This window comes from Acidovorax sp. GW823-FHT05D11 (assembly GCF_058795695.1).
Genome location: NZ_CM179502.1, coordinates 2823988 through 2843341 on the forward strand (window position 1 = coordinate 2823988; position 19354 = coordinate 2843341).

The window sequence follows — 19354 nt, forward strand, 5'->3', positions numbered from 1 at the left end:
AAACAAGCCGCCAGCGCTTGCTGGATCAGCGCGAAACGCTATTGTTTTGATAGTGTTTCAGGCGCCGGGATGGAGGGCTCCGCCGTGCCCGCCGCCCAGGCTCGCAGCACCGCATAGCTGCGCCACGGGCGCCACGCCTCGGACGCCGCGCTGGCGGCGCGCGCCGGGTTTTTCTGGCCCTGGACACCCAGCGCCTTGTGCAGCGCCACGTCGGCGGCAGGGAAGGCATCGGGCCAGCGCAGCACGCGCATGGCGATGTACTGCGCCGTCCAGTCGCCAATGCCGGGCAGGGCGCACAGGGCGGCCGTGGTCGCGGCCACATCGGCGCCGGCATGCAGGGCCAGGCCCCCGCTGTCCACGGCGCGGGCCAGCGCCACGATGGCGGCCTGGCGCTGGCGCACGATGCCCAGCTGGCCCAGGGTGTCGCCGTCGGCCACGGCGAGCGTGGCGGCCGTGGGAAACAGCCGGTTCAGCCCGGGCCAGGGCGTGGCGATGGGCTCGCCCAGCCGCTCCACCAGCCGCTGCCCCAGCGTGCGCGCGGCCGCCACGGTGATCTGCTGGCCCAGCACGGCGCGCACGGCCAGCTCGAAGCCGTCGAACGCACCGGGCACGCGCAGGCCGTCGCCGTCCGGGAAGTGCGGGTGCAGCACGGCGTTGATGGCCGCCGGGTCGGCGTCCAAGTCCAGCATGGCGCGCACGCGGCGGATCACGAGCGGCAGCACCGGGTACAGGCTGTCGCTGGTCTGCAGCAGCACCTGGTGGCGGACCACGTCGAAGCGCGCGCTGAACCAGCCGGTGGTCTCCTGCGCCATGCCGGTGCAGGCGGACGGCAGGCGCACGGTGCGGCGCAGCGTGGCCTCGTGGGGCAGCACCCATTCGACGCCGTGGAACTGCCGCCGCTCGAAGAACGCGAGCAGCGCCGCCACGTCGAAGGGCGGGCGCCAGGCCAGGCGCAAGGTGCTGCCGGTGCCGGACGCGTCCGCCTTGAGGGGGCCCGCGCCGCTGCGCCGCAGCTGGGTGGGATTGAGCCCGTAGTGCCCCGCGAACGCCGCATTGAAGCGCCGCACGCTCGCGAAGCCGCTGGCCAGCGCCACCTGCGTGACCGGCATCGGGGTGTCGGTGAGCAGCTGCTTGGCCGTGAGCAGCCGCCGGGTCTGCAGGTACTGCAGGGGCGACACGCCCAGCGCGGCCTCGAAGATGCGGCGCAGGTGGCGGTCGCTCACGCCCAGGCGTTCGGCCAGCCGGGCGACGGTGGCGCCGCTGTCGCCCCGCGTGGGCCGGGCCGGCCAGAGGTCGGGCGCATCCAGCAGCCGCACGGCCTGCTGCACCAGGATGCCGCTGGCATCCTGCACCGACCACACCAGCGCCTGCGGCGCCAGCTCCGGCCGGCAGCGCAGGCAGGGCCTGAAGCCCGCGCTCTCGGCCTGGGCGGCAAGGCTGAAGAAGCGGCAGTTCTCGCGGCGCGGCGTGCGCACGGCGCACACCGGGCGGCAATAGATGCCGGTGGAGGTCACGCCGGTGAAGAAGCGTCCGTCAAAGCGCGCGTCCCGGGCCAGCACGGCAAGATAGCGGCCCTCGTCCGAGGCCATGTCGGTGTCCGTGGAGGAAGGCAGGTGGGGCGAGGTCATGGCGGAATGATAGGCCCCGGCGGCGCGCGCACTGGCCGTTTTCGGACATGTGCCTCGGCGCCCCCGGGCGGCGTGCGCAAGGAGGCGGAAGGGGCCGCCTACAATGCTGCGGACGTTTCAACCCTCTTCGTGAAAGGCCCCTACGTGCACCCCACGCCCGCCATTTTCAAAGCCTACGACATCCGCGGCATCGTGCCGTCCACCCTGAATGAAGAAGTGGCCTTGGGCCTGGGCCGGGCCTTTGGCACCGCCGCCCGCGCCGAAGGGCAGACCACGGTGGCCGTGGGGCGCGACGGGCGCCTGTCGGGCCCGGCCATGTCGGCCGCGCTGATCCAGGGGCTGGTGGAGGCGGGCATCGAGGTGATCGACGTGGGCCTGGTCACCACGCCACTGCTCTACTTTGCAGCCAGCACGCTGTGCGCGAGCGGTATCCAGGTCACGGGCAGCCACAACCCCAAGGACTACAACGGCTTCAAGATGGTGCTCAATGGCCGCGCCATCTACGGCGAGGAGATCCAGGGCCTGCGCCGCACCATGGAGCAGGAAAGCTGGCAGCTGCTGCCCGGCGGTTCGGTGCGGCATGTCGACGTGCTGCCGGCCTACACCGCGCGCATCGTGGGCGACATCAAGCTGGCCCGCCCGCTCAAGGTCGTGGTGGACTGCGGCAACGGCATCGCCGGTGCGTCGGCGCCGGACATCTTCCGCGCGCTGGGCTGCGAGGTGATCGAGCTCTTTTCCGAGGTGGACGGCAACTTCCCCAACCACCACCCCGACCCGAGCAAGCCGGAGAACCTGCGCGACCTGATCGAGGCCCTGAAGACCAGCGACGCCGAGCTGGGCCTGGCCTTCGACGGCGATGGCGACCGCTTAGGGATAGTCACCAGGGACGGCACCAACATCTTCCCCGACCGCCAGATGATGCTGTTCGCGCAGGACGTGCTCTCGCGCGTGCCCGGCGGCGAGATCATCTTCGACGTGAAGTGCACCCAGCGCCTGGCGCCCGCCATTGCGGCCGCCGGCGGCGTGCCGGTGATGTTCAAGACCGGCCATTCGCTCATCAAGGCCCGCATGAAGGAGACCAACTCCCCGCTGGGCGGCGAGATGAGCGGCCACATCTTCTTCAAGGAGCGCTGGTACGGCTTCGACGACGGCACCTATGCGGGCTGCCGCCTGCTGGAGATCCTGAGCAGGAGCAGCGACCCGAGCGCCGTGCTCAACGCACTGCCCACGAGTTTCTCCACCCCCGAGCTGAACGTGGCCTGCGCCGAGGGTGAGCCGCACCGCCTGACGGCCGAATTGCAGGCCCTGGCCGCCGGCACCTTCGCGGCGCCCGCCACGGTCAGCACCATCGACGGGCTGCGCGTGGACTGGCCGGACGGCTTTGGCCTGATCCGTGCCAGCAACACCACGCCCGTGCTGGTGCTGCGCTTCGAAGGCCACACGAGCGAGGCGCTGGCGCGCATCGAATCGGCCATGCTGGCCCTGCTGCACCGCGTGAAGCCTGGTGCGCACGTGGGGGCCGCGAGCCACTGAGCCGGGCGCGATGATGCCCGCACGGCGCATTCGCCCCGCCGAACTTTCCCTGACCCTTTCGCCCATCCGCCGACCGTGAATTCGCACCTGTCCACCCCCCTGCGCATCGCTGCCGCGCAGTCGCCGTCCGTGCCCGGGGACGTGGCGCGCAACGTGCAGACGCACCTGGCCTTCGCGCGGGTGGCGGCGCACCACGGGGTGCAGGTGCTGGTGTTTCCGGAGCTGTCGCTCACGGGCTACGAGCCGGCGGTGCTGGCCGCCCAGGTGCTGGATGCCGACCATGGCGTGCTGGCGCCGCTGCGGCAGGCGGCGCGCGACCACGGCATGGCGCTGGTGGTGGGCGCGCCCGCGGCCCCCGTGGCGCCGGGCGCGCTGCTGCCCTCCATCGGCGCATGGGTGCTGGGCGCCGATGGCAGCGCGGCGCTGTACCGCAAGCGCCATCTGCATGCCAGCGAAGCGTCATTCGCCTGCGCGGGAATGGACGACGCGCAGGTGCACCTGCTCGCCGGCGAACCCACGGGGCTGGCCATCTGCGCCGACATCACCCACCCCGAGCATGCGCGCGCCGCGCACGGGGCGGGCGCGGTGCTCTATGCCGCCAGCGCGCTGATTTCCGAAAAAGGCTACGGGCCCGAGTCGGACCTGCTGCGCGGCTATGCGCGGGACCACGGCATGGCCGTGCTCCTGGCCAACTACAGCGGGGCCTCGGGCGGCTACGCCAGCGCCGGCCGCAGCGCGGTCTGGGAGCCCGGGGGCGGGTGCGTGGCCGCGGCCACGCACGACCGGCCTTGCCTGGTCTGGGCCGCGCGCGGTGACAGCGGCTGGAGCGGCGGCGTGCTGGACCTGCCCCTTCCGGTATGAACGCCGCGCGGGCCCTGTATTCGCTGGTGACCTGGTGCGCGCAGCCGCTGCTGCGCCGCAAGCTGCGCCGCCGCGCGGTGGCCGAGCCCGGCTATGGGCATGCGGTGGGCGAGCGGTTTGGCCGCTACCCGGCGCCCATGGACAGCCTCATGCCGCACAGCAGCTCCGACCCGCTCGGCCGCTTTGTCTGGATCCATGCCGTATCCCTGGGCGAAACCCGCGCCGCCGGCATCCTGCTCGGGCAGCTGCGCGAACAGCTGCCGGGCATGCGCCTGCTGCTCACCCACGGCACGGCCACGGGGCGGGCCGAGGGCGAGCGGCTGCTGCACCCCGGTGACGTGCAGGTGTGGCAACCGTGGGATACGCCGGGCGCGGTCGCACGTTTCCTGCGCAAGTTCCGCCCGGTCATCGGCATCCTCATGGAGACGGAGGTCTGGCCCAACCTGGTGGCCGGTTGCCAGCGGCGCGGCGTGCCCCTGGTGCTGGCCAATGCGCGCTTCAACGCCACGTCGCTGCGCAAGGCCCAGCGGCTGGCGCCGCTGGCGCGCCCGGCCTATGGCGGCCTGGCCGCCGTCTGGGCCCAGACCGAGGACGACGCGGCCCGCCTGCGGGCCATCGGCGCCCCGGTGCGCGGCGTGTTTGGCAACCTCAAGTTCGATGTGGTGCCCGACGCCGCCCAGACCGCCCAGGGCCGCGCCTGGCGCGCGCGCGCGGGACGCCCCGTGGTCCTGCTGGCCAGCAGCCGTGAGGGCGAGGAGGCGATGTGGCTGGAAAATTTCAGGCAAAAACAGGCTATAGCGCTTGCTGACAAAGCGCCAGCAGCTATCAATAGCGAAGCAGGTAACGTGCAGTGGCTCATCGTGCCGCGCCACCCGCAGCGTTTTGACGAGGTGCACCAGCTGCTCCAGCGCGCCGGGCTCGGCGTGTCGCGCCGCAGCACCTGGGCGGCCGGGCCCGAGGCGGCCGATGTGTGGCTGGGCGATTCGCTGGGCGAGATGGCGCTGTACTACGGCCTGGCCGACGTGGCCTTGCTGGGGGGCAGCTTTGCGCCGCTGGGCGGCCAGAACCTCATCGAGGCCGCCGCTGGCGGGTGCCCGGTGGTGCTGGGGCCGCACACCTTCAATTTTGCGGAGGCGGCCGAGCTGGCCTGCGCGGCGGGCGCCGCGCAGCGCGTGCCCGACATGGCCGCCGGCATCGCGTGCGCTGCGGCACTGGCACTGGACGCCGGCCGCCAGCGGGCCGCCAGCGAACGTGCGGGCCGCTTCGCCAGCGACCACCGTGGGGCGGCGCTGGCAACGGCCCGGGCGGTGCGCGCGATCGTGCAGCCCGCCGGGGCTTCCCTGTCTCCCTCTACTTGACGAGCAGGGCGTTGATCGCCTCGACGTCCTGCTGCGTCAGCGTGCCCGCCGCCTGGCGCAGCTTGAGCGTGCCCAGCAGCACGTTGTAGCGGGCCTGGGCCAGGTCGCGCTTGGTCTGGAAGAGCTGGCTCTGGGCGTTCAGCACGTCGATGTTGATGCGCACACCCACCTGGTAGCCCAGCTTGTTCGCGTCCAGCGCGCTCTGGCTGGAGGCCTCGGCCGCTTCCAGGGCCTGCACCTGGCCCTGGCCGGACTGCACGCCAAAGAAGGCAGCGCGCGTGGCCTGGGCCACGTTGCGGCGGGTGGTTTCCAGGTCGGCCGTGGCCTTTTCTTCCAGCGCCAGGGTTTCCCTGATGCGGTTTTGCACAGAGAAGCCGGCGAACAGCGGCAGGTTGAACGCCACGCCCACGCTGGCGCTGTTGGTGCGGTTGTTCACGCCGGGCGACGTGATGGTGCCGTTCGGGTTGCGCGTGATGTTGTATCCCGCCTGCAGGTCCACCGTGGGCAGATGGCCGGTTTCGGCCTTCCGGGTTTCCAGGCGGGCGATGTCCAGCGCGATCGCGGCCTGGCGCACGCCGGGCTGCTGGTCGCGCGCGGTATCCACCCAGGTGGTCACGTTGTCGGGCTGCACGGAGGGCAGTGGCACGGGCAGCGCCAGGGGCTTGGGGGTGGTGCCGGTGATGCCCACGAGCTGGTCCAGCGCCAGGCGCTTCACCCGCAGGTCGTTTTCGGCGGCGATTTCCTGCGCCACCACCAGGTCGTAGCGGGCCTGGGCTTCGCGCGAGTCGGTGACGGTGGTGGTGCCCACCTCGAAGTTGCGCTTGGCCGACGCCAGCTGTTCGGACACGGCGGCTTTCTGCGCCTGCACGAAGGCCAGGGTGTCCTGCGCCGCGAGCACGTCAAAATAAGCTTGGCTCACACGCACCAGCAGGTCCTGCGTGGCCGCATCCAGCTGCGCCTGGGCGACATCCACGCCACGCTGGCCCTGTTCGAGGGTGATGCGGTTGGCGGGGCGGTACAGCGGCTGCGAGGCCTGCACGCCCAGCGTCTGCGTGGTGCCGGTGTTTTCCACCGGCGGGCGGCTCAGCTCCACATTGGCGCGGCTGAGCCCGGCCGTGAGCCCGGCGCTGGGCAGCAGGCCCGCGCGGGCCTGGTCGGCGCGGCGGGCCGCCGCATCGAGCTGGGCGCGGGCCGATTGCCACGCCGTGTCATAGGTGCGGGCCGATTCCATCAGTTCCAGCAGGCTCTGGGCTTGCGCCGGGGCACACAGTGCCGCGCCGAGCGCCAGGGACAGAAGGGACAGGGAGAGGGGCCGTAGCGGTGTCATGGAGGTCCTTCGGAAAAGAGTCTGCGTGTCGAAAATGGGGCAAAACAGGCGCGGTGGCTGCGGGCGGTCCGGCCGCCGCCGTCGTCAATAGCGGGGCACGGCGGGGTCGCTTTCCTGCGACCAGGCGTCGATGCCGCCGGTGATGTTGGCCACCTGCTCAAAACCGTGGTGCTGCAGGAAGGCCGCCACGCGCAGGCTGCGGGCGCCGTGGTGGCACAGGCAGGCGATGGGGCGGGCGGGGTTCAGCTCGGCCAGACGCCCGGACAGCTCGCCCATGGGGATGGCGGCCAGCTCGAAGCCGTCCGCACGCACGCTGGCGGTCTGCAGCTCCCAGGGCTCGCGCACGTCCAGCACCAGGGGCTGGCCGCCTTCGGGGGCGGCGGCGAACCAGGCGGACAGCTGGGCGGGACGGACGTGATCGATCATGCAGGACTCCGAAGGGGACTCAGGATGCAAGGCTCGGGGAGCCGGGGTCAGAACGTGAAGCCGGACGGCTCGGGGAAGTTCACGAGGCGCGGCGCGATGGTGTCCCAGGGCGACACCGTCTCGAAACGGTCGCCGGCGCGGCGGGTCACGGTGAAGCGCATGACGGGTTCGCCGCCGACGATGGCGCCCAGGCGGCCGCCATCGCGCAGGTGCGACAGCAGGGCCGTGGGGACTTCGGCGACCGAGCCGCTGAGCACGATCACGTCGAACGGGCCATCGGGGATGGCATCGCGGGCGCCGTCGCCCTGGCGCACGTCGGCGTTCTGGATGCCCGCGTCGCGCAGGTTCTCGCGGGCCATCTCGGCCAGCTCGGGGTTGATCTCGAGGGACACCACGCGCTCGGCGCGGTGGGCGAGCAGGGCGGCCATGTAGCCGGAGCCCGCGCCGATCTCCAGCACGCGGTCGGTGGGCTTGATTTGCAGGTCCTGCAGGATGCGCGCCTCGACGCGCGGCTGCAGCATGCTGTGGCCCAGGCGCACGGCCTCTTCGGCGTCGTTGCCGAGCAGGGGCACTTCAATGTCCATGAACGCCATGTTGCGGTAGGCCGGAGGCACGAAATCTTCGCGGCGAACGATCGCCAGCAGGTCCAGCACGTCGGCGTCCAGCACGTTCCAGGGACGGATCTGCTGCTCGATCATGTTGTAGCGGGCCTGGGCGACGGGGTCGCTGGTATTGGCGGACGTGTTCAGAGGCATGTTCATGGGATTTCTCCAGGGGAGGCGTGGGTCAGGACAAACCCTCGATTTTAGAGGCCCCGGCCAGGGGGCGGCCGCGGCCCATGCGGCGAAGGGCCCATTGCGCCAGATCGTCCATGTAGCAATACACCACCGGCACCACCACCAGCGTGAGCAGCGAGGAGGTGATCACCCCCCCGATCACCGCCTGGCCCATGGGCGCGCGCTGCTCGGAACCCTCGGACAGCGCGAACGCGAGCGGCACCATGCCGAAGATCATGGCCAGCGTGGTCATGAGGATGGGGCGCAGCCGCACGCGCGCGGCCAGCAGCAGGGCGTCGGCGCGGGGCAGGCCGGGCACGGTGCGGCCTTCGTCGTTCACGTGTTCCTCGCGGGCGCGGATCGCGAAGTCCACCAGCAGGATGGCGTTCTTGGTCACGAGGCCCATCAGCATCACCACGCCGATGATGGAGAACATCGACAGCGTGGAGCGGAACATCAGGAGCGCCAGCACCACGCCGATGAGCGTGAGCGGCAGCGAGGTCATGAGCGCCAGCGGCTGCAAAAAGCTCTTGAACTGGCTCGCCAGGATCATGTAGATGAAGATGATGGCCATGGCCAGGGCCGAGATGGCATAGCCGAAGGACTCGGCCATGTTCTTGGTGGAGCCGCCGAACTGGTAGCGGTAGCCGGGCGGGAAGCTCACGCTCTCGAGCTCCTTCTTGATGTCGTTGGACACCTCGCCGGCCGAGCGCTGGGCCACGTTGGCGTTCACGGCCACCTCGCGGGTCAGGTCGCGCCGGTTGATCTGGTTGGCGCCGGTGGATTCGGTCACGCGGGCCACCTGGTTCAGGCGCACGATGCGCGTGGTTCCGTCGGCGGCCGTCAGCGCGAAGGGCAGGCGCTCCAGGTCTGCGGGGGCGGTGCGGGCCTCGGGGGCCAGGCGCACATTCACGTCATAGGTCTGGTCGTCCGGCGCGCGCCAGTTGCCCACGGTGGTGCCCGCCACCAGCGTGCGCAGCGAGGCGGCCATGGGGGCCACGGCCAGGCCGAGGTCGGAGGCGGCCTCGCGGCGCACATCGAGGGCGATCACCGGCTTGTCGGGCTTGGCGCTGGTGTCCAGGTCCACCAGGCCCGGGATGTCGCGGATCTTGTCCGTGACGATCCTGGTCAGGCGCTCCAGCTCCTGTAGGTCGGGGCCCTGCAGCGAGAACTCCACCTGCTTCTGGCCGCCCACGGCATCGAGCAGGCCCACGTGGGTCACCGTGATGCCGGGCACCTGCTTCAGGCGCTCGCGCAGCACGTCCGACATCTGGTCCACGCTGCGGCTGCGGTCCTTGCGGTCCACCAGGCGCACGTACAGATTGGCGTACATCTTGCCTTGCGCGCTGCCGGTGTTGATGGTGGCCAGGGTGTAGCGCACTTCCGGCATCTCGCGCAGGATGCCTTCCACCTGCCGGGCCTTGGCCTCGGTCGCTTCCAGCGAGGAGCCCACCGGCGTGTAGAAATTGACGGTGGTTTCGGAGAAGTCGGCCTTGGGCACGAACTCGGTGCCCAGCAGCGGCACCATGAAAATGCTCAGCACGAAGATGGCCAGCGCAATGCCCATGGTGGCCAGCTTGTGCACCAGCGACCAGCGCAGGATGCGCTGGTAGCCTTCGGCCAGCGCATCGGTGGCCCGGTCGAACCAGCCCGTGACGCGGCCGATGGTCTTGTCGTAGAACGTGACCGGCTCGGTGCGCTGCCCGTGGGCGTGGATGCTCGGGTCGTGCCAGATGCTCGACAGCATGGGGTCGAGCGTGAAGCTCACGAACATCGAGATCATCACCGCCGCGACGATGGTGATGCCGAACTCGTGAAAGAACTTGCCGATGATGCCGCCCATGAAGCCGATGGGCATGAACACCGCCACGATGGACAGCGTGGTGGCCAGCACGGCCAGGCCGATCTCCTGCGTGCCGTCCATCGCCGCGTCGTAAGCGCCCTTGCCCATCTGCACGTGGCGCACGATGTTCTCGCGCACCACGATGGCATCGTCGATCAGCAGGCCCACGCACAGGCTCAGCGCCATCAGCGTGATCATGTTGATGGTGAAGCCGAACATGTTCATGAACAGGAAGGTGCCGATCAGCGCGATGGGCAAGGTGAGGCCCGTGATCACCGTGGAGCGCCAGGAGTTCAGGAACAGGAAGACGATGAGCACCGTGAGGATGGCGCCCTCGATCAGCGTCTGGCGCACGTTGTTCACCGCCACGCGGATGGGGCGGGCGCTGTCGCCGATGGTCTCCAGCCGCACGCCGGGCGGCAACTGGCTCTTGAGTTCGGCCACGGCGGCGGTCAGGCCGTCCACCACCTCGATGGTGTTCTCGCCCTGCGACTTCTGCACCGACAGCAGCAGCGTGCGCTGGCCGTTGTACAGGGCCAGGCTTTCGACTTCCTGCGCGCCGTCGTTCACGCGGGCCACCTGGTCCAGGCGGACGGGCGCACCGTTCTTGCGCGCGACGATGATCCTGCCGAAGTCCTCGGGGCGCTGCATGCGTGCGTCGATCTGCACCACGCGCTCCTGCGCGAGGGACCGGATGGAGCCCACGGGCAGGTCCTGGTTCTCGTTGCGCACGGCGCTGGCCACCTGGTCGGGCGTCACGCCGAAGGCTTCGAGCGCCTGCGGGTTCAGGTAGATGTTGATCTCGCGCTTGGTGGCGCCCACCAGGTTCACGGCGCCCACGCCGCGCACGTTCTCCAGGCGCTTCTTCAGCGTCTGCTCGGCCCAGGTGGTCAGCTCCACGGCACTGCGGGCCGTGGCGCCCGCCGTGTCGTCCGGCAGCACGGCCAGCGACCACACGGCCCGGCTGGCGGGATCGAAGCGCAGCACGCGCGGCTCCTTGACCTCGGTGCGCAGCAGGGGGCGCACGGTGGCCACCTTCTCGCGCACGTCCTCGGCGGCCTTGCGGCCGTCGATGTGCAGCTGGAACTCGATGATGACGACGGCCGTGCCCTCATAGCTGCGCGAGGTGAGGGCGTTGATGCCGGCGATCGAGTTGACGCCTTCCTCGATCTTCTTGGTGACTTCGCTTTCGACGATTTCCGGCGACGCACCGGGATAGTCCACGGTGACCACCACCACCGGGAAGTCGATGTTGGGGAATTGATCGACCTTCAGGCGCTGGTACGAGAACAGGCCCAGCACCACGATGGCGAGCATCACCATGGTGGCGAACACGGGGTTCTTGAGGCTGACTTTGGTGAACCACATGGCGGTGCGGCGCGGTCAGGGGGCGGTGCGGGGCACGGAGGCCGGGGCGGCGGGCGCGGCAGCCGCCACGGCGGTGCCCTCGCGCAGCTGTCCGATGCGGCCGGCGATCACGGGCGTGCCCTCGGCCACGCCCTCGATGGCGACCCAGGTCTGGCCGCTCAGCACCGACCGCGCACCGGTCTTGACCTCCACGTAGGCCACGCGGCCGTCCTTGAGCGTCTGCAGGTAGGGCGCTGGCTTGTCGGTGCGCACGGCATCCAGCGGCACGGCCAGCACCTCGGCGCGGCCGGTGTCGAGCGTGCCCTGCACGAACAGGCCCTGGCGCAGCGGCGTTTCGCCCCGGGCCTGCTCCACCCGCAGGTAGACGGGCACCGTGCGGCTGCCGGCCTGTGCGCTGGGGTTGATGCGCGCCACGGTGGCGGGCACGGGCAGGGCCGAACCTTCCATGGTGAGCTGGGCCTTCTGGCCCACGCGCACGGCCAGCGAATCGGCGGGGCTCAGCAGCGCCTCCAGCTCCAGGCGGGAGAGGTCCACCACCTCGATGATGCGGGCGTCCACGGCCACGCGCTCGCCGGGCTGAGCCAGGCGCTGGGCCACCAGCCCGGTGATCGGGCTCTTGAGCACGGTGTCGTCGAGCGCCTTGCGCGCCACGTCGGCGGCCGAGACGGCGGCCTGGTGGCTCGACTGCGCCGCCTCCAGGCTGGCCTGCGAGGTGACCAGCGCCGTGGGCGAAATGAAACCCTGGTCCACCAGCGCGCGGTTGTTGGCGTATTGCCGCTGGTTGATGTCCACCTGGGACTTGGCGGCATCGGCCTGCTGCTGCGCCTGGCGCAGCCGTGCGCGGGCTTCGGTGGGGTCGATGCGGGCGATTTCCTGGCCGGCCCTGACGCTGTCGCCCTCGCGCAGGATGAGGCCCTGCAGTTCCCCGCCCACGCGGGCCTTGACCATGGCCGACTCGACCGCCCGCAGCGAACCCGACACCGGCACTTCCAGCGTGAGGCTCTGGCGCCGCACGGTGACGATCTCGTCCGCGGCCAGCTGCAGCGGCGCCTGCGCCTTCTGGGCGCTGGCCTCGCTCAGCGCCTTCTGCTGCGCCTGGCGGGCCGCCATGGCGCGCCACGCGCCGCCGCCCAGCAACACAACGACGATGGCTGCCGCCACCCAGGGAATCCAGCGTTTCATGGTCAGGCGCCGCGCACGGGCGGAGAAGAAGAAGGGGAGGAGGAGGGAGGGGCGCACGGGGGTGCATCGGGCCGCACGAGCAGCCCATGCAGCACGTTGTCGATCTGCGCCTGGATGAACAGCTCGGGCTGCAGGCCCAGGCCGTCGGGGATGCAGACCGCCAGCGAGTGTTTCCACATCATCAGGAAGATCATGGGGGCCAGCACCACGTGCACGATGTAGTCGAGCGCCACCGGCCGGAACTCACCGCGCTCGATGCCGCGCTGGATGATGCGGCGGATCAGCCCCTGGCCCGGCTGGATCACTTCCTGCTGGTAGAACTGCATGATCTCGGGGAAGTTCTGGGCTTCGCTGAACATCAGCTTGGTGATGCCCGAGGCCTTGGTGGAGCCGATGCGCTCCCACCACACCTCGTAGCAATAGCGCAGCAGCTCGGCGGTGGTGCCTTCGAAGGTCTCCAGCTCCTGCGTCCACTCCTCGAAGCGGCCGGCGATGTTGTGCCGCACCACGGCCTTGAAGAGTTCTTCCTTGCTGGGGAAATACAGGAACAGCGTGCCCTTGGAAACCCCGGCACGCGCCGCCACCTCATCCACACGGGTCGCGGCGAAGCCCTTCTCGACAAAAAGGTCCAGCGCCGCTTCCAGCAGCTCGCCAGGACGGGCTTCCTTGCGGCGCTCGCGCTTGGTGCCCGGGGGGGCGGAAGAGGGGTTGGGCGTGGGGGACAAGGGAAATTCTGTTAATGACTGACCGGTTAGTAATGTAGCAAGCACCTGCCGGAGCGTCAATTCATAATCGCAAAGCACAACCAAAGGACCACCATGACCTTGCAAACCATCACTCTGGGCGGCGGCTGCTTCTGGTGCACCGAGGCCGTCTTCGACCGCGTGCGGGGCATCACCGACGTGGAGAGCGGCTATACCAACGGCCACACGCTGAACCCCAGCTACGAGCAGATCTGCCGGGGCGACACCGGGCATGCCGAGGTGGTGCGCCTGACGTTCGACGCCGACGAGATCAGCCTGGAGGAGATCCTGGAGATCTTCTTCCATACCCACGACCCGACCACCCTCAACCGCCAGGGCAACGATGTGGGCACGCAGTACCGCAGCGGCATCTACTACGACAACCCCGCGCACGGCGACATCGCCCACGGCATGATCCGCCAGATGTCGCAGGACAAGCTGTTCGGCGCGCCCATCACCACCGAGGTGAAGCCGCTGGCCAACTACAGCGCGGCCGAGGCCTACCACCAGGACTACTTCGCGAACAACCCGAACCAGGGCTACTGCGCCTTCGTGGTGGGCCCCAAGGTGGACAAGTTCCGCAAGACCTTCGCCCGCTATCTCAAGCCGGCGTGACGGAGCGGCGGTGACGCAGGCCGCGGCGGTGGTCACCGGGCCGCCGCGGGGGCCCGCGCACCCACACGCACCCGCACGACGCCACCCAGCAGCCCGCCCAGCACCCGCTGGCGCCGCGTGCTGGGCCGGTGGGCCAGCAGCGTGCTGCGGATCATGGCGGGCGTGATGAACTCGGCGGGCTCGAAGCCATGGCCCGCCAGCAGGGCCCGCAGCTCGGCATCGCGCAGGAAACACCGCCAGGGTTCGCCCATGCGGCCGAAACGCCGCGCCATCAGGCCCAGCGCCAGCTTGCGGCCCCATTGCAGCGCCCCCGGGCGGCGCACGTAGTCAAACACCAGCACGCTCCCCGGCGCCGCCCCGGCACCGATGCGCGCGAGCGTGGCCTGCACGGCCGAGGGGGCGAGGTACATCGTCACGCCCAGCCAGGAGAACACCGTGCGCTGGCCCGCGTCCAGGCCCTGGGCCGCCAGCTGCTCCATGAAATCCTGGCGCTCGAAGTCCACCGGCACATAGGCAGCCCCCGGGGGCATGCGCAAGCCCGCCGAAGCGGCCAGGCCCCGCTTCCATGCCTGGGTGGACGGGTGGTCCACCTCGAACACGCGCGCCAGGCCGCGCGGCCATTCACCGCGCAAGGCAAAGGTGTCCAGGCCCGCGCCCAGCACCACGTACTGGGTGGCCCCGGCGGCCACGGCCTCGCGCAGCGTGTCCTCGGCAATGCGGCTGCGCACTGCCAGCGCGCCGCGCATGGCCTGCGAAAAGCTCCCCGCGTCCCTCGCAAGGCCTTGGGGGCCATCGCCCTCAAGCGCCTGCCGCACCTGCGCGGCCCCGGCGGGGCCCAGGATGTCCAGCGCCAGCGGGTCGGCGAAGATCTCGCCGCCCTCGATCAACTGGTGCCGGGCGCGTGCGATGCCGCACAGCAGGGCGGTATGGCTGGGCCGGGCCGATGCCAGCAGCGGCTGCTGCGGGGTGGAGGGGGCAGGTGCGGCGGAGCGGGGTGTGGGTGTCATGGTGCCGGTGATTCTGGCGCGCGCCGGCGGTGCCGTCTTGAACGTTTTCGCCAGGCGCGGCGTGCCGCAGGCCTGGCGTCTGTTGGTCCAGCGTTGGGATCCGGGGCGGACCTGTTTACGATGCGTGCCTGTGCGAATCCGGTTCCAGCTCCCTTTTGCCACCGTGGTCCTGCCGCCTGCGCCGCTGGCGGGGTGCATCCGCGCGTACATCACCAAGGACACCACGCGCCGTGCGCACGGCACGGCGCAAGGCCCGCAGCTCAACCGCTATCCGGCCTCGGTGTACTGCGGCATCGCCTGGTACCTGGAGGGCAGCTCCGAGCAGCTCGGCCCCGGCCAGCAGGCGGTGCGGGCGCTGCCGGCCACGCTGCTGCTGGGGCCCCAGACCCGGCCGCTGGTGACCCGCAACCCCGGCCCGGTGCGCACCTTTGGCGTGGTCTTCCATCCGCAGGCATTCCACCGGCTCACGGGCCTGGACATCAGCACCCTGGTGGACGGACTGCTGCCCGTGCAGGACGTTCTGTCGCCCGCCTGGCTCGCGCTGTGCGACGGCGTGCGCGCGGCCGCCAGCGATGCGCAGCGGATGGCGCTGCTGGAGGACTTCGTGGCCAGCCAGGAACCTGCGCATGCCGAGGCCCCTGCGGCGGGCGCCGCCGCGGCCGTGCGCTGGATGCGCGAATTGCAGGCCCACGCTGCCGCCCGGGGCCTGGGGGGCAGCCTGCGCAGCCTGGAGCGCCACGTGCGGACCTGGGCCGGCCAGTCGCTGCGGCGCCTTGGCTGGCTGTCGCGGGCGGAAACCGCGCTCACGCGGGCCCGGCTGGAGAGCGAACAGTCGGGGCACGCGCCACGCTGGCACGACGTGGCGCTGGGCGCGGGCTATGCCGACCAGGCCCACCTGTGCCGCGAGACGCAGCGCGTCACGGGACAAAGCCCCTCCGAGCTGGCCCGGCGCGTGCAGGCCGAGGACGAAAGCTACTGGCTTTACCGTCTCTGGTCCTGAGGCCTCGCGCCCCGGGACGGTGCTGGCGCGGCGGCCAGAAGGCACTGAAGGGGCGGGATGGCCCGTGCCCACGGGCTGTGATTGCCGCCGCGGGGTGCCGGCTGCCTGCATAATGCAAGCTGATTGCGTTACAGGCGCCGCCGCCCCGCACCCGCCATGCCCACACCCCGCCGCTCCCCCGCCACAGTGCCCGCCGCCACCTGGACCTTGCCCGCCGGCATGCGCGCCACCCGTGCCACGCGGGCACTGGCGGCGCTGTACGCGGCGCGCCCCGAGGCTGCGTTGTCCGAGGCAGAGGTGGAAGCCGCGCTGGCTGGCGCTGGCGCCCCCGTCAACAAGGTCACCGTCTACCGCATGCTCGACCGGTTTGCCGCCGCGGGCCTGCTGCACAAGCAGGTGGATGCCGCCCGCGTCACGCGCTACGCGCTCGCGCCGCAGGGCGACGACGGCGCGGCGCCGCGCTTTGAATGCGATGACTGCCACCGCCAGTTCCGCCTGTCGCAGGGCTCGGCCAAGGTGCGGACCGCGCTCAGGCAGGTGCTGCAGGCACTGGCCACGGCGGGGCATGAGAGCCTGGCGGTGGACATCGCGGTGCGCGGCCGCTGCGCGGGCTGCGCGCACCCTGCCGAGGGCGCCGCCGCATGATCCGCACCCGGGGCCTTTCCTATGCCTACCCCGGCGGCGACGCGCCGCTGCGCTTCCCCGATGTGGACCTGCGCCAGGGCGGCACGCTGCTGCTGCGGGGGCGCTCGGGCACCGGCAAGTCCACCTGGCTGTCGCTCATCGCCGGCCTGCGGGGTGCCAGCGGCGGCGATCTGTTCGTGGCGGGCACCCAGCTGGGCACGCAGCGGGGCGCCGAGATTGACGCCTGGCGCGCGCGCAGCATCGGCTTTCTGCCGCAGAAGCTGTACCTCTCCAGCGCGCTCACGGTGGCCGACAACCTGGCGCTGGTCTACTTTGCCGCCGGGCTGCCGCGCGACGATGCCGCCATCACCCGTGCCTTGGCGCAGGTGGGCGTGGCCGAACTCGCCACGCGCCGGCCGCACCAGCTCTCGGGCGGGCAGGCGCAGCGCGTCGCGCTGGCGCGGGCCGTGCTGCTGTCGCCCGAGCTGCTGCTGGCCGACGAGCCCACGGCCAGCCTGGACGACGAGGCCGCCGCCGATGCGCTGGACTTGCTGCGGCAAAGCGCCGCCGCCTGCGATGCCAGCCTGGTGATTGCCACGCACGACCAGCGCGTGGTGCAGGCCCTGGCCAGCGCGCAGATGCTGGACTTGAACGAAATTGGCCCCGGGCGCTTGCAGGACAAGCGCAAAAAGCTATGAATTCAGTAGCAATCAAGCTGGCCCGCCTGTCCTGGCGCTACCTGTGGTCGCGCCCCCTGGCGGCCGTGCTCAACCTGCTGGTGCTCACGCTGGGCCTGGCGGCCATCACGCTGGTGCTGCTGGTGGCCACGCAGCTGGACAAGGCGTTCGAGCGCGACCTCGCGGGCATCGACCTCGTGGTGGGCGCCAAGGGCAGCCCGCTGCAGCTCATCCTGGCGGGGGTGTTCCACATCGACGTGCCCACGGGCAACATTCCGCTGCAGGAGGTGCAGGCGCTGCAGAAGAACCCGCTGGTGGCGCAGGTCATCCCGCTCAGCCTGGGCGACAGCTACCAGGGCTTTCGCATCGTGGGCACCACGCCCGACTACGTGGCGCACTACGAGGCCGCGCTGGCCGAAGGCGCGCTGTGGCGCCAGCCCATGGATGCGGTGCTGGGCGCCACCGTGGCGCGCGGCATTGTCAGGGCCGGCCATGGCGGTGCGCCGCTGGTGGGCGCCACCTTTGTGGGCAGCCACGGGCTGGGCGGGGGCGGGCACGCGCACGGCGACCACCCCTACCGCGTGAGCGGCGTGCTGGCGCCTTGCGGCTGCGTGCTCGACCGGCTCATCCTCACCAGCACCGAATCCGTCTGGATGGTGCACGAGAGCGCCATGGCCACCGATGACGAGGACCTGGAACTGCTGAAGGACGACCGCGAGGTCACCGTGGCCCTGGTGCGCTACCGCACGCCGCTCGCCGCCGTCACGCTGCCGCGCCGGATCAATGCCGACACGGGCATGCAGGCGGCCGCGCCCGCCATCGAGGTCACGCGCCTGCTGCGCCTGCTGGGCGTGGGTGCCGATGTGCTGCGCGCCTTTGGCGGCGTGCTGCTGGCCGTGGCGGCCCTCAGCGTGTTCATCGCGCTGTGGAACGCGGTGCGCGAACGCCGCGCCGACCTGGCCATGCTGCGCATGCTGGGCGCGCCGCCGGGCCGCGTGGCCGGGCTGGTGCTGTGGGAGGCCCTGTGGCTGGCCGCCATGGCCTGCGCCCTGGGCCTGCTGCTGGGCCACGGCCTGGCCCACGCGTTGGGCTGGGCACTGCAGGCACAGGGCCTGCTGCCCGTCAGCGGCCTGGTGTGGCTGCCCGCGGAGGCCGGCGTGCCGCTGCTGGCCGCCGGCGTGGCGGCCCTGGCGGCGTTGCTGCCAGCGATGCAGGCCTACCGCACCGAGGTCGCGGACCTGCTGAGCCAACCCTGAATTTCCATTTCCGACCCACCGATTCGAAAGGTTCACCATGAAGAAGCTCTTCACCGCCCTGGCCCTGGCGCCCCTGCTGCTGGCGGGCGCGCTGGCGCATGCCCAGGGCGCGCATTCCGACAAGGAAACCAAGGCCGATGCCGAGCGCCACCGCGCCATGGCCGCTGCGCACGAGGCCGCCGCCAAGTGCCTGGAGGCCGGCAAGGGCCACGACACCTGCCAGAAGGAACTCCAGGCCGCGTGCAAGGGTCTGGGCATTGGCAAATACTGCGGCATGCGCCATATGCACTAAAGCTCCCCCCTGAGGCGCTGCGCGCCTTCCCCCCTGAGGGGGGACGCCCCGGTGGCTCGGCGGAGCCGGTTCCACGGGGGCACTGGCAGGGGGGCGCGCCGGTTTTGTCGGGCGCAGCCGCAAATAAGGTCGGGAGGAGTCAAGTGGTTCCTCGACGGCGTTGATGCGGTCATGGAACAGTTGGCCCTGTGCGCACGGGGCGTTCACGGAAGGGGATTTTTATGCACCATCGTTTGTTGCCTCGGTTTGTGCCCGGGCGCTCTGTCGCTCTGCCTTTGGCGCTGGCGTTGGGTGTCGGCATCTCCGGCACCGCCCTGGCACAGGGCCAGCCTTCCGCGGCGCCTGCGCTCAGTTCGCCCTTGCCGGCGGGGGCTGGGGGTGCGCCGGTGGCGGGTGTGCCGTCGGGCTCCGGTGCGGGCTACCACAGCCCGAACAGTCCCATCGCGCCGCTGCCGCAGCGCAATGACGTGATCCCCTGGTCGGTGCTGACCGACCTGACCAAGAAAACGACCAAGGACGGCATCCTGCCCGTGTTCAACGACGCGCAAAAGGGCATGGACAAGACCACGCAGCGCATCCAGGGCTTCATGATGCCGCTGGACGCCAAGGCCACGCAGACGCACTTCCTGCTCACCTCGGTGCCGCTGACCTGCTCGTTCTGCCTGCCCGGCGGGCCCGAGAGCATGGTCGAGGTCAAGGCCAAGACGCCCGTGCGCTATTCGCTGGAGCCCGTGGTGGTCGAAGGCAGGTTCACCGTGCTCCACAACGACCAGTACGGCCTGTACTACCGCGTGGTCGAGGCCGTGCCGGTGAAATAATCGCAGGTTGCCGGCGCTTT

Annotated in this window: 18 protein-coding genes; 10 read left to right on the forward strand and 8 right to left on the reverse strand. The window is 70.8% G+C overall.

Going from position 1 to position 19354, the window contains the following annotated elements; all coding sequences use genetic code 11:
- Positions 1-38: 38 nt before the first annotated feature.
- Positions 39-1628 carry a DNA-3-methyladenine glycosylase 2 family protein gene (locus AC3RCE_RS13155; protein ID WP_492253192.1) on the reverse strand — a complete coding sequence of 530 codons (1590 nt, stop codon included), beginning with the start codon at positions 1626-1628 and terminating at the stop codon, positions 39-41.
- A 144-nt stretch (positions 1629-1772) separates the two neighbouring features.
- Here AC3RCE_RS13155 and AC3RCE_RS13160 point away from each other — a divergent pair, with 144 nt between their 5' ends.
- The 3 genes from AC3RCE_RS13160 (at position 1773) to AC3RCE_RS13170 (ending at position 5380) form a co-directional block, all read left to right on the forward strand.
- Entirely contained in the window at positions 1773-3161 is a 1389-nt protein-coding gene (locus AC3RCE_RS13160) for a phosphomannomutase/phosphoglucomutase (RefSeq protein WP_492255382.1), read from the forward strand.
- A gap of 75 nt (positions 3162-3236) precedes the next feature.
- Positions 3237-4022, forward strand: a complete 786-nt coding sequence (locus AC3RCE_RS13165) for a carbon-nitrogen hydrolase family protein (RefSeq protein WP_492253193.1) — start codon at positions 3237-3239, stop codon at positions 4020-4022.
- Entirely contained in the window at positions 4019-5380 is a 1362-nt protein-coding gene (locus tag AC3RCE_RS13170) for a 3-deoxy-D-manno-octulosonic acid transferase (RefSeq protein ID WP_492253194.1), read from the forward strand. Before AC3RCE_RS13165 ends, AC3RCE_RS13170 begins: the two co-directional genes overlap by 4 nt.
- Here the strand turns inward: AC3RCE_RS13170 and AC3RCE_RS13175 are convergent.
- From AC3RCE_RS13175 to AC3RCE_RS13200, 6 genes are all read right to left on the reverse strand, one after another.
- The gene (locus AC3RCE_RS13175) at positions 5373-6707 is read right to left on the reverse strand and encodes a TolC family outer membrane protein (RefSeq protein ID WP_492253195.1); all 1335 of its coding nucleotides are present in this window, start codon (positions 6705-6707) and stop codon (positions 5373-5375) included. The two genes, AC3RCE_RS13170 and AC3RCE_RS13175, sit on opposite strands and share 8 nt — an antisense overlap.
- 84 nt (positions 6708-6791) lie before the next feature.
- Positions 6792-7133, reverse strand: coding sequence for a rhodanese-like domain-containing protein (locus AC3RCE_RS13180; RefSeq protein ID WP_218295047.1), 342 nt, complete (start codon positions 7131-7133; stop codon positions 6792-6794).
- Between the two features lie 47 nt (positions 7134-7180).
- Positions 7181-7894: a protein-L-isoaspartate O-methyltransferase family protein gene (locus AC3RCE_RS13185; RefSeq protein WP_218295046.1), complete on the reverse strand. Its 714-nt coding sequence runs from the start codon at positions 7892-7894 to the stop codon at positions 7181-7183.
- Positions 7895-7919: 25 nt separating this feature from the next.
- Positions 7920-11120 carry an efflux RND transporter permease subunit gene (locus tag AC3RCE_RS13190; protein WP_492253196.1) on the reverse strand — a complete coding sequence of 1067 codons (3201 nt, stop codon included), beginning with the start codon at positions 11118-11120 and terminating at the stop codon, positions 7920-7922.
- Between the two features lie 15 nt (positions 11121-11135).
- The gene (locus AC3RCE_RS13195) at positions 11136-12302 is read right to left on the reverse strand and encodes an efflux RND transporter periplasmic adaptor subunit (RefSeq protein WP_492253197.1); all 1167 of its coding nucleotides are present in this window, start codon (positions 12300-12302) and stop codon (positions 11136-11138) included.
- 2 nt (positions 12303-12304) lie between these two features.
- A complete protein-coding gene (locus AC3RCE_RS13200) occupies positions 12305-13027 on the reverse strand; it encodes a TetR/AcrR family transcriptional regulator (RefSeq protein ID WP_218295043.1) in 723 nt (240 codons plus the stop codon).
- Between the two features lie 93 nt (positions 13028-13120).
- On the opposite strand from AC3RCE_RS13200, the gene msrA reads away from it, so the two are divergent.
- Entirely contained in the window at positions 13121-13660 is a 540-nt protein-coding gene (msrA, locus tag AC3RCE_RS13205; protein ID WP_218295042.1) for a peptide-methionine (S)-S-oxide reductase MsrA, read from the forward strand.
- Positions 13661-13692: 32 nt separating this feature from the next.
- Here msrA and AC3RCE_RS13210 read toward each other — a convergent pair whose 3' ends face one another.
- Positions 13693-14667: a class I SAM-dependent methyltransferase gene (locus tag AC3RCE_RS13210; RefSeq protein WP_492253198.1), complete on the reverse strand. Its 975-nt coding sequence runs from the start codon at positions 14665-14667 to the stop codon at positions 13693-13695.
- A gap of 163 nt (positions 14668-14830) precedes the next feature.
- Between AC3RCE_RS13210 and AC3RCE_RS13215 the strand changes: the two genes are divergently transcribed.
- The 6 genes from AC3RCE_RS13215 (at position 14831) to AC3RCE_RS13240 (ending at position 19334) form a co-directional block, all read left to right on the forward strand.
- Positions 14831-15667: a DUF6597 domain-containing transcriptional factor gene (locus AC3RCE_RS13215; RefSeq protein ID WP_492253199.1), complete on the forward strand. Its 837-nt coding sequence runs from the start codon at positions 14831-14833 to the stop codon at positions 15665-15667.
- A 219-nt stretch (positions 15668-15886) separates the two neighbouring features.
- A complete protein-coding gene (locus AC3RCE_RS13220; RefSeq protein ID WP_218295321.1) occupies positions 15887-16312 on the forward strand; it encodes a Fur family transcriptional regulator in 426 nt (141 codons plus the stop codon).
- Positions 16309-16989 carry an ABC transporter ATP-binding protein gene (locus AC3RCE_RS13225; protein ID WP_492253200.1) on the forward strand — a complete coding sequence of 227 codons (681 nt, stop codon included), beginning with the start codon at positions 16309-16311 and terminating at the stop codon, positions 16987-16989. The genes AC3RCE_RS13220 and AC3RCE_RS13225 overlap by 4 nt, the downstream gene beginning before the upstream one ends.
- Positions 16986-18224 carry an ABC transporter permease gene (locus tag AC3RCE_RS13230; RefSeq protein WP_369642443.1) on the forward strand — a complete coding sequence of 413 codons (1239 nt, stop codon included), beginning with the start codon at positions 16986-16988 and terminating at the stop codon, positions 18222-18224. The genes AC3RCE_RS13225 and AC3RCE_RS13230 overlap by 4 nt, the downstream gene beginning before the upstream one ends.
- A 37-nt stretch (positions 18225-18261) precedes the next feature.
- Positions 18262-18516 (forward strand): hypothetical protein, encoded by a 255-nt coding sequence (locus tag AC3RCE_RS13235; RefSeq protein ID WP_218295037.1) that lies wholly within the window; start codon positions 18262-18264, stop codon positions 18514-18516.
- A gap of 221 nt (positions 18517-18737) precedes the next feature.
- A complete protein-coding gene (locus AC3RCE_RS13240) occupies positions 18738-19334 on the forward strand; it encodes a DUF3299 domain-containing protein (RefSeq protein WP_218338597.1) in 597 nt (198 codons plus the stop codon).
- The last annotated feature ends 20 nt before the right edge of the window (positions 19335-19354 follow it).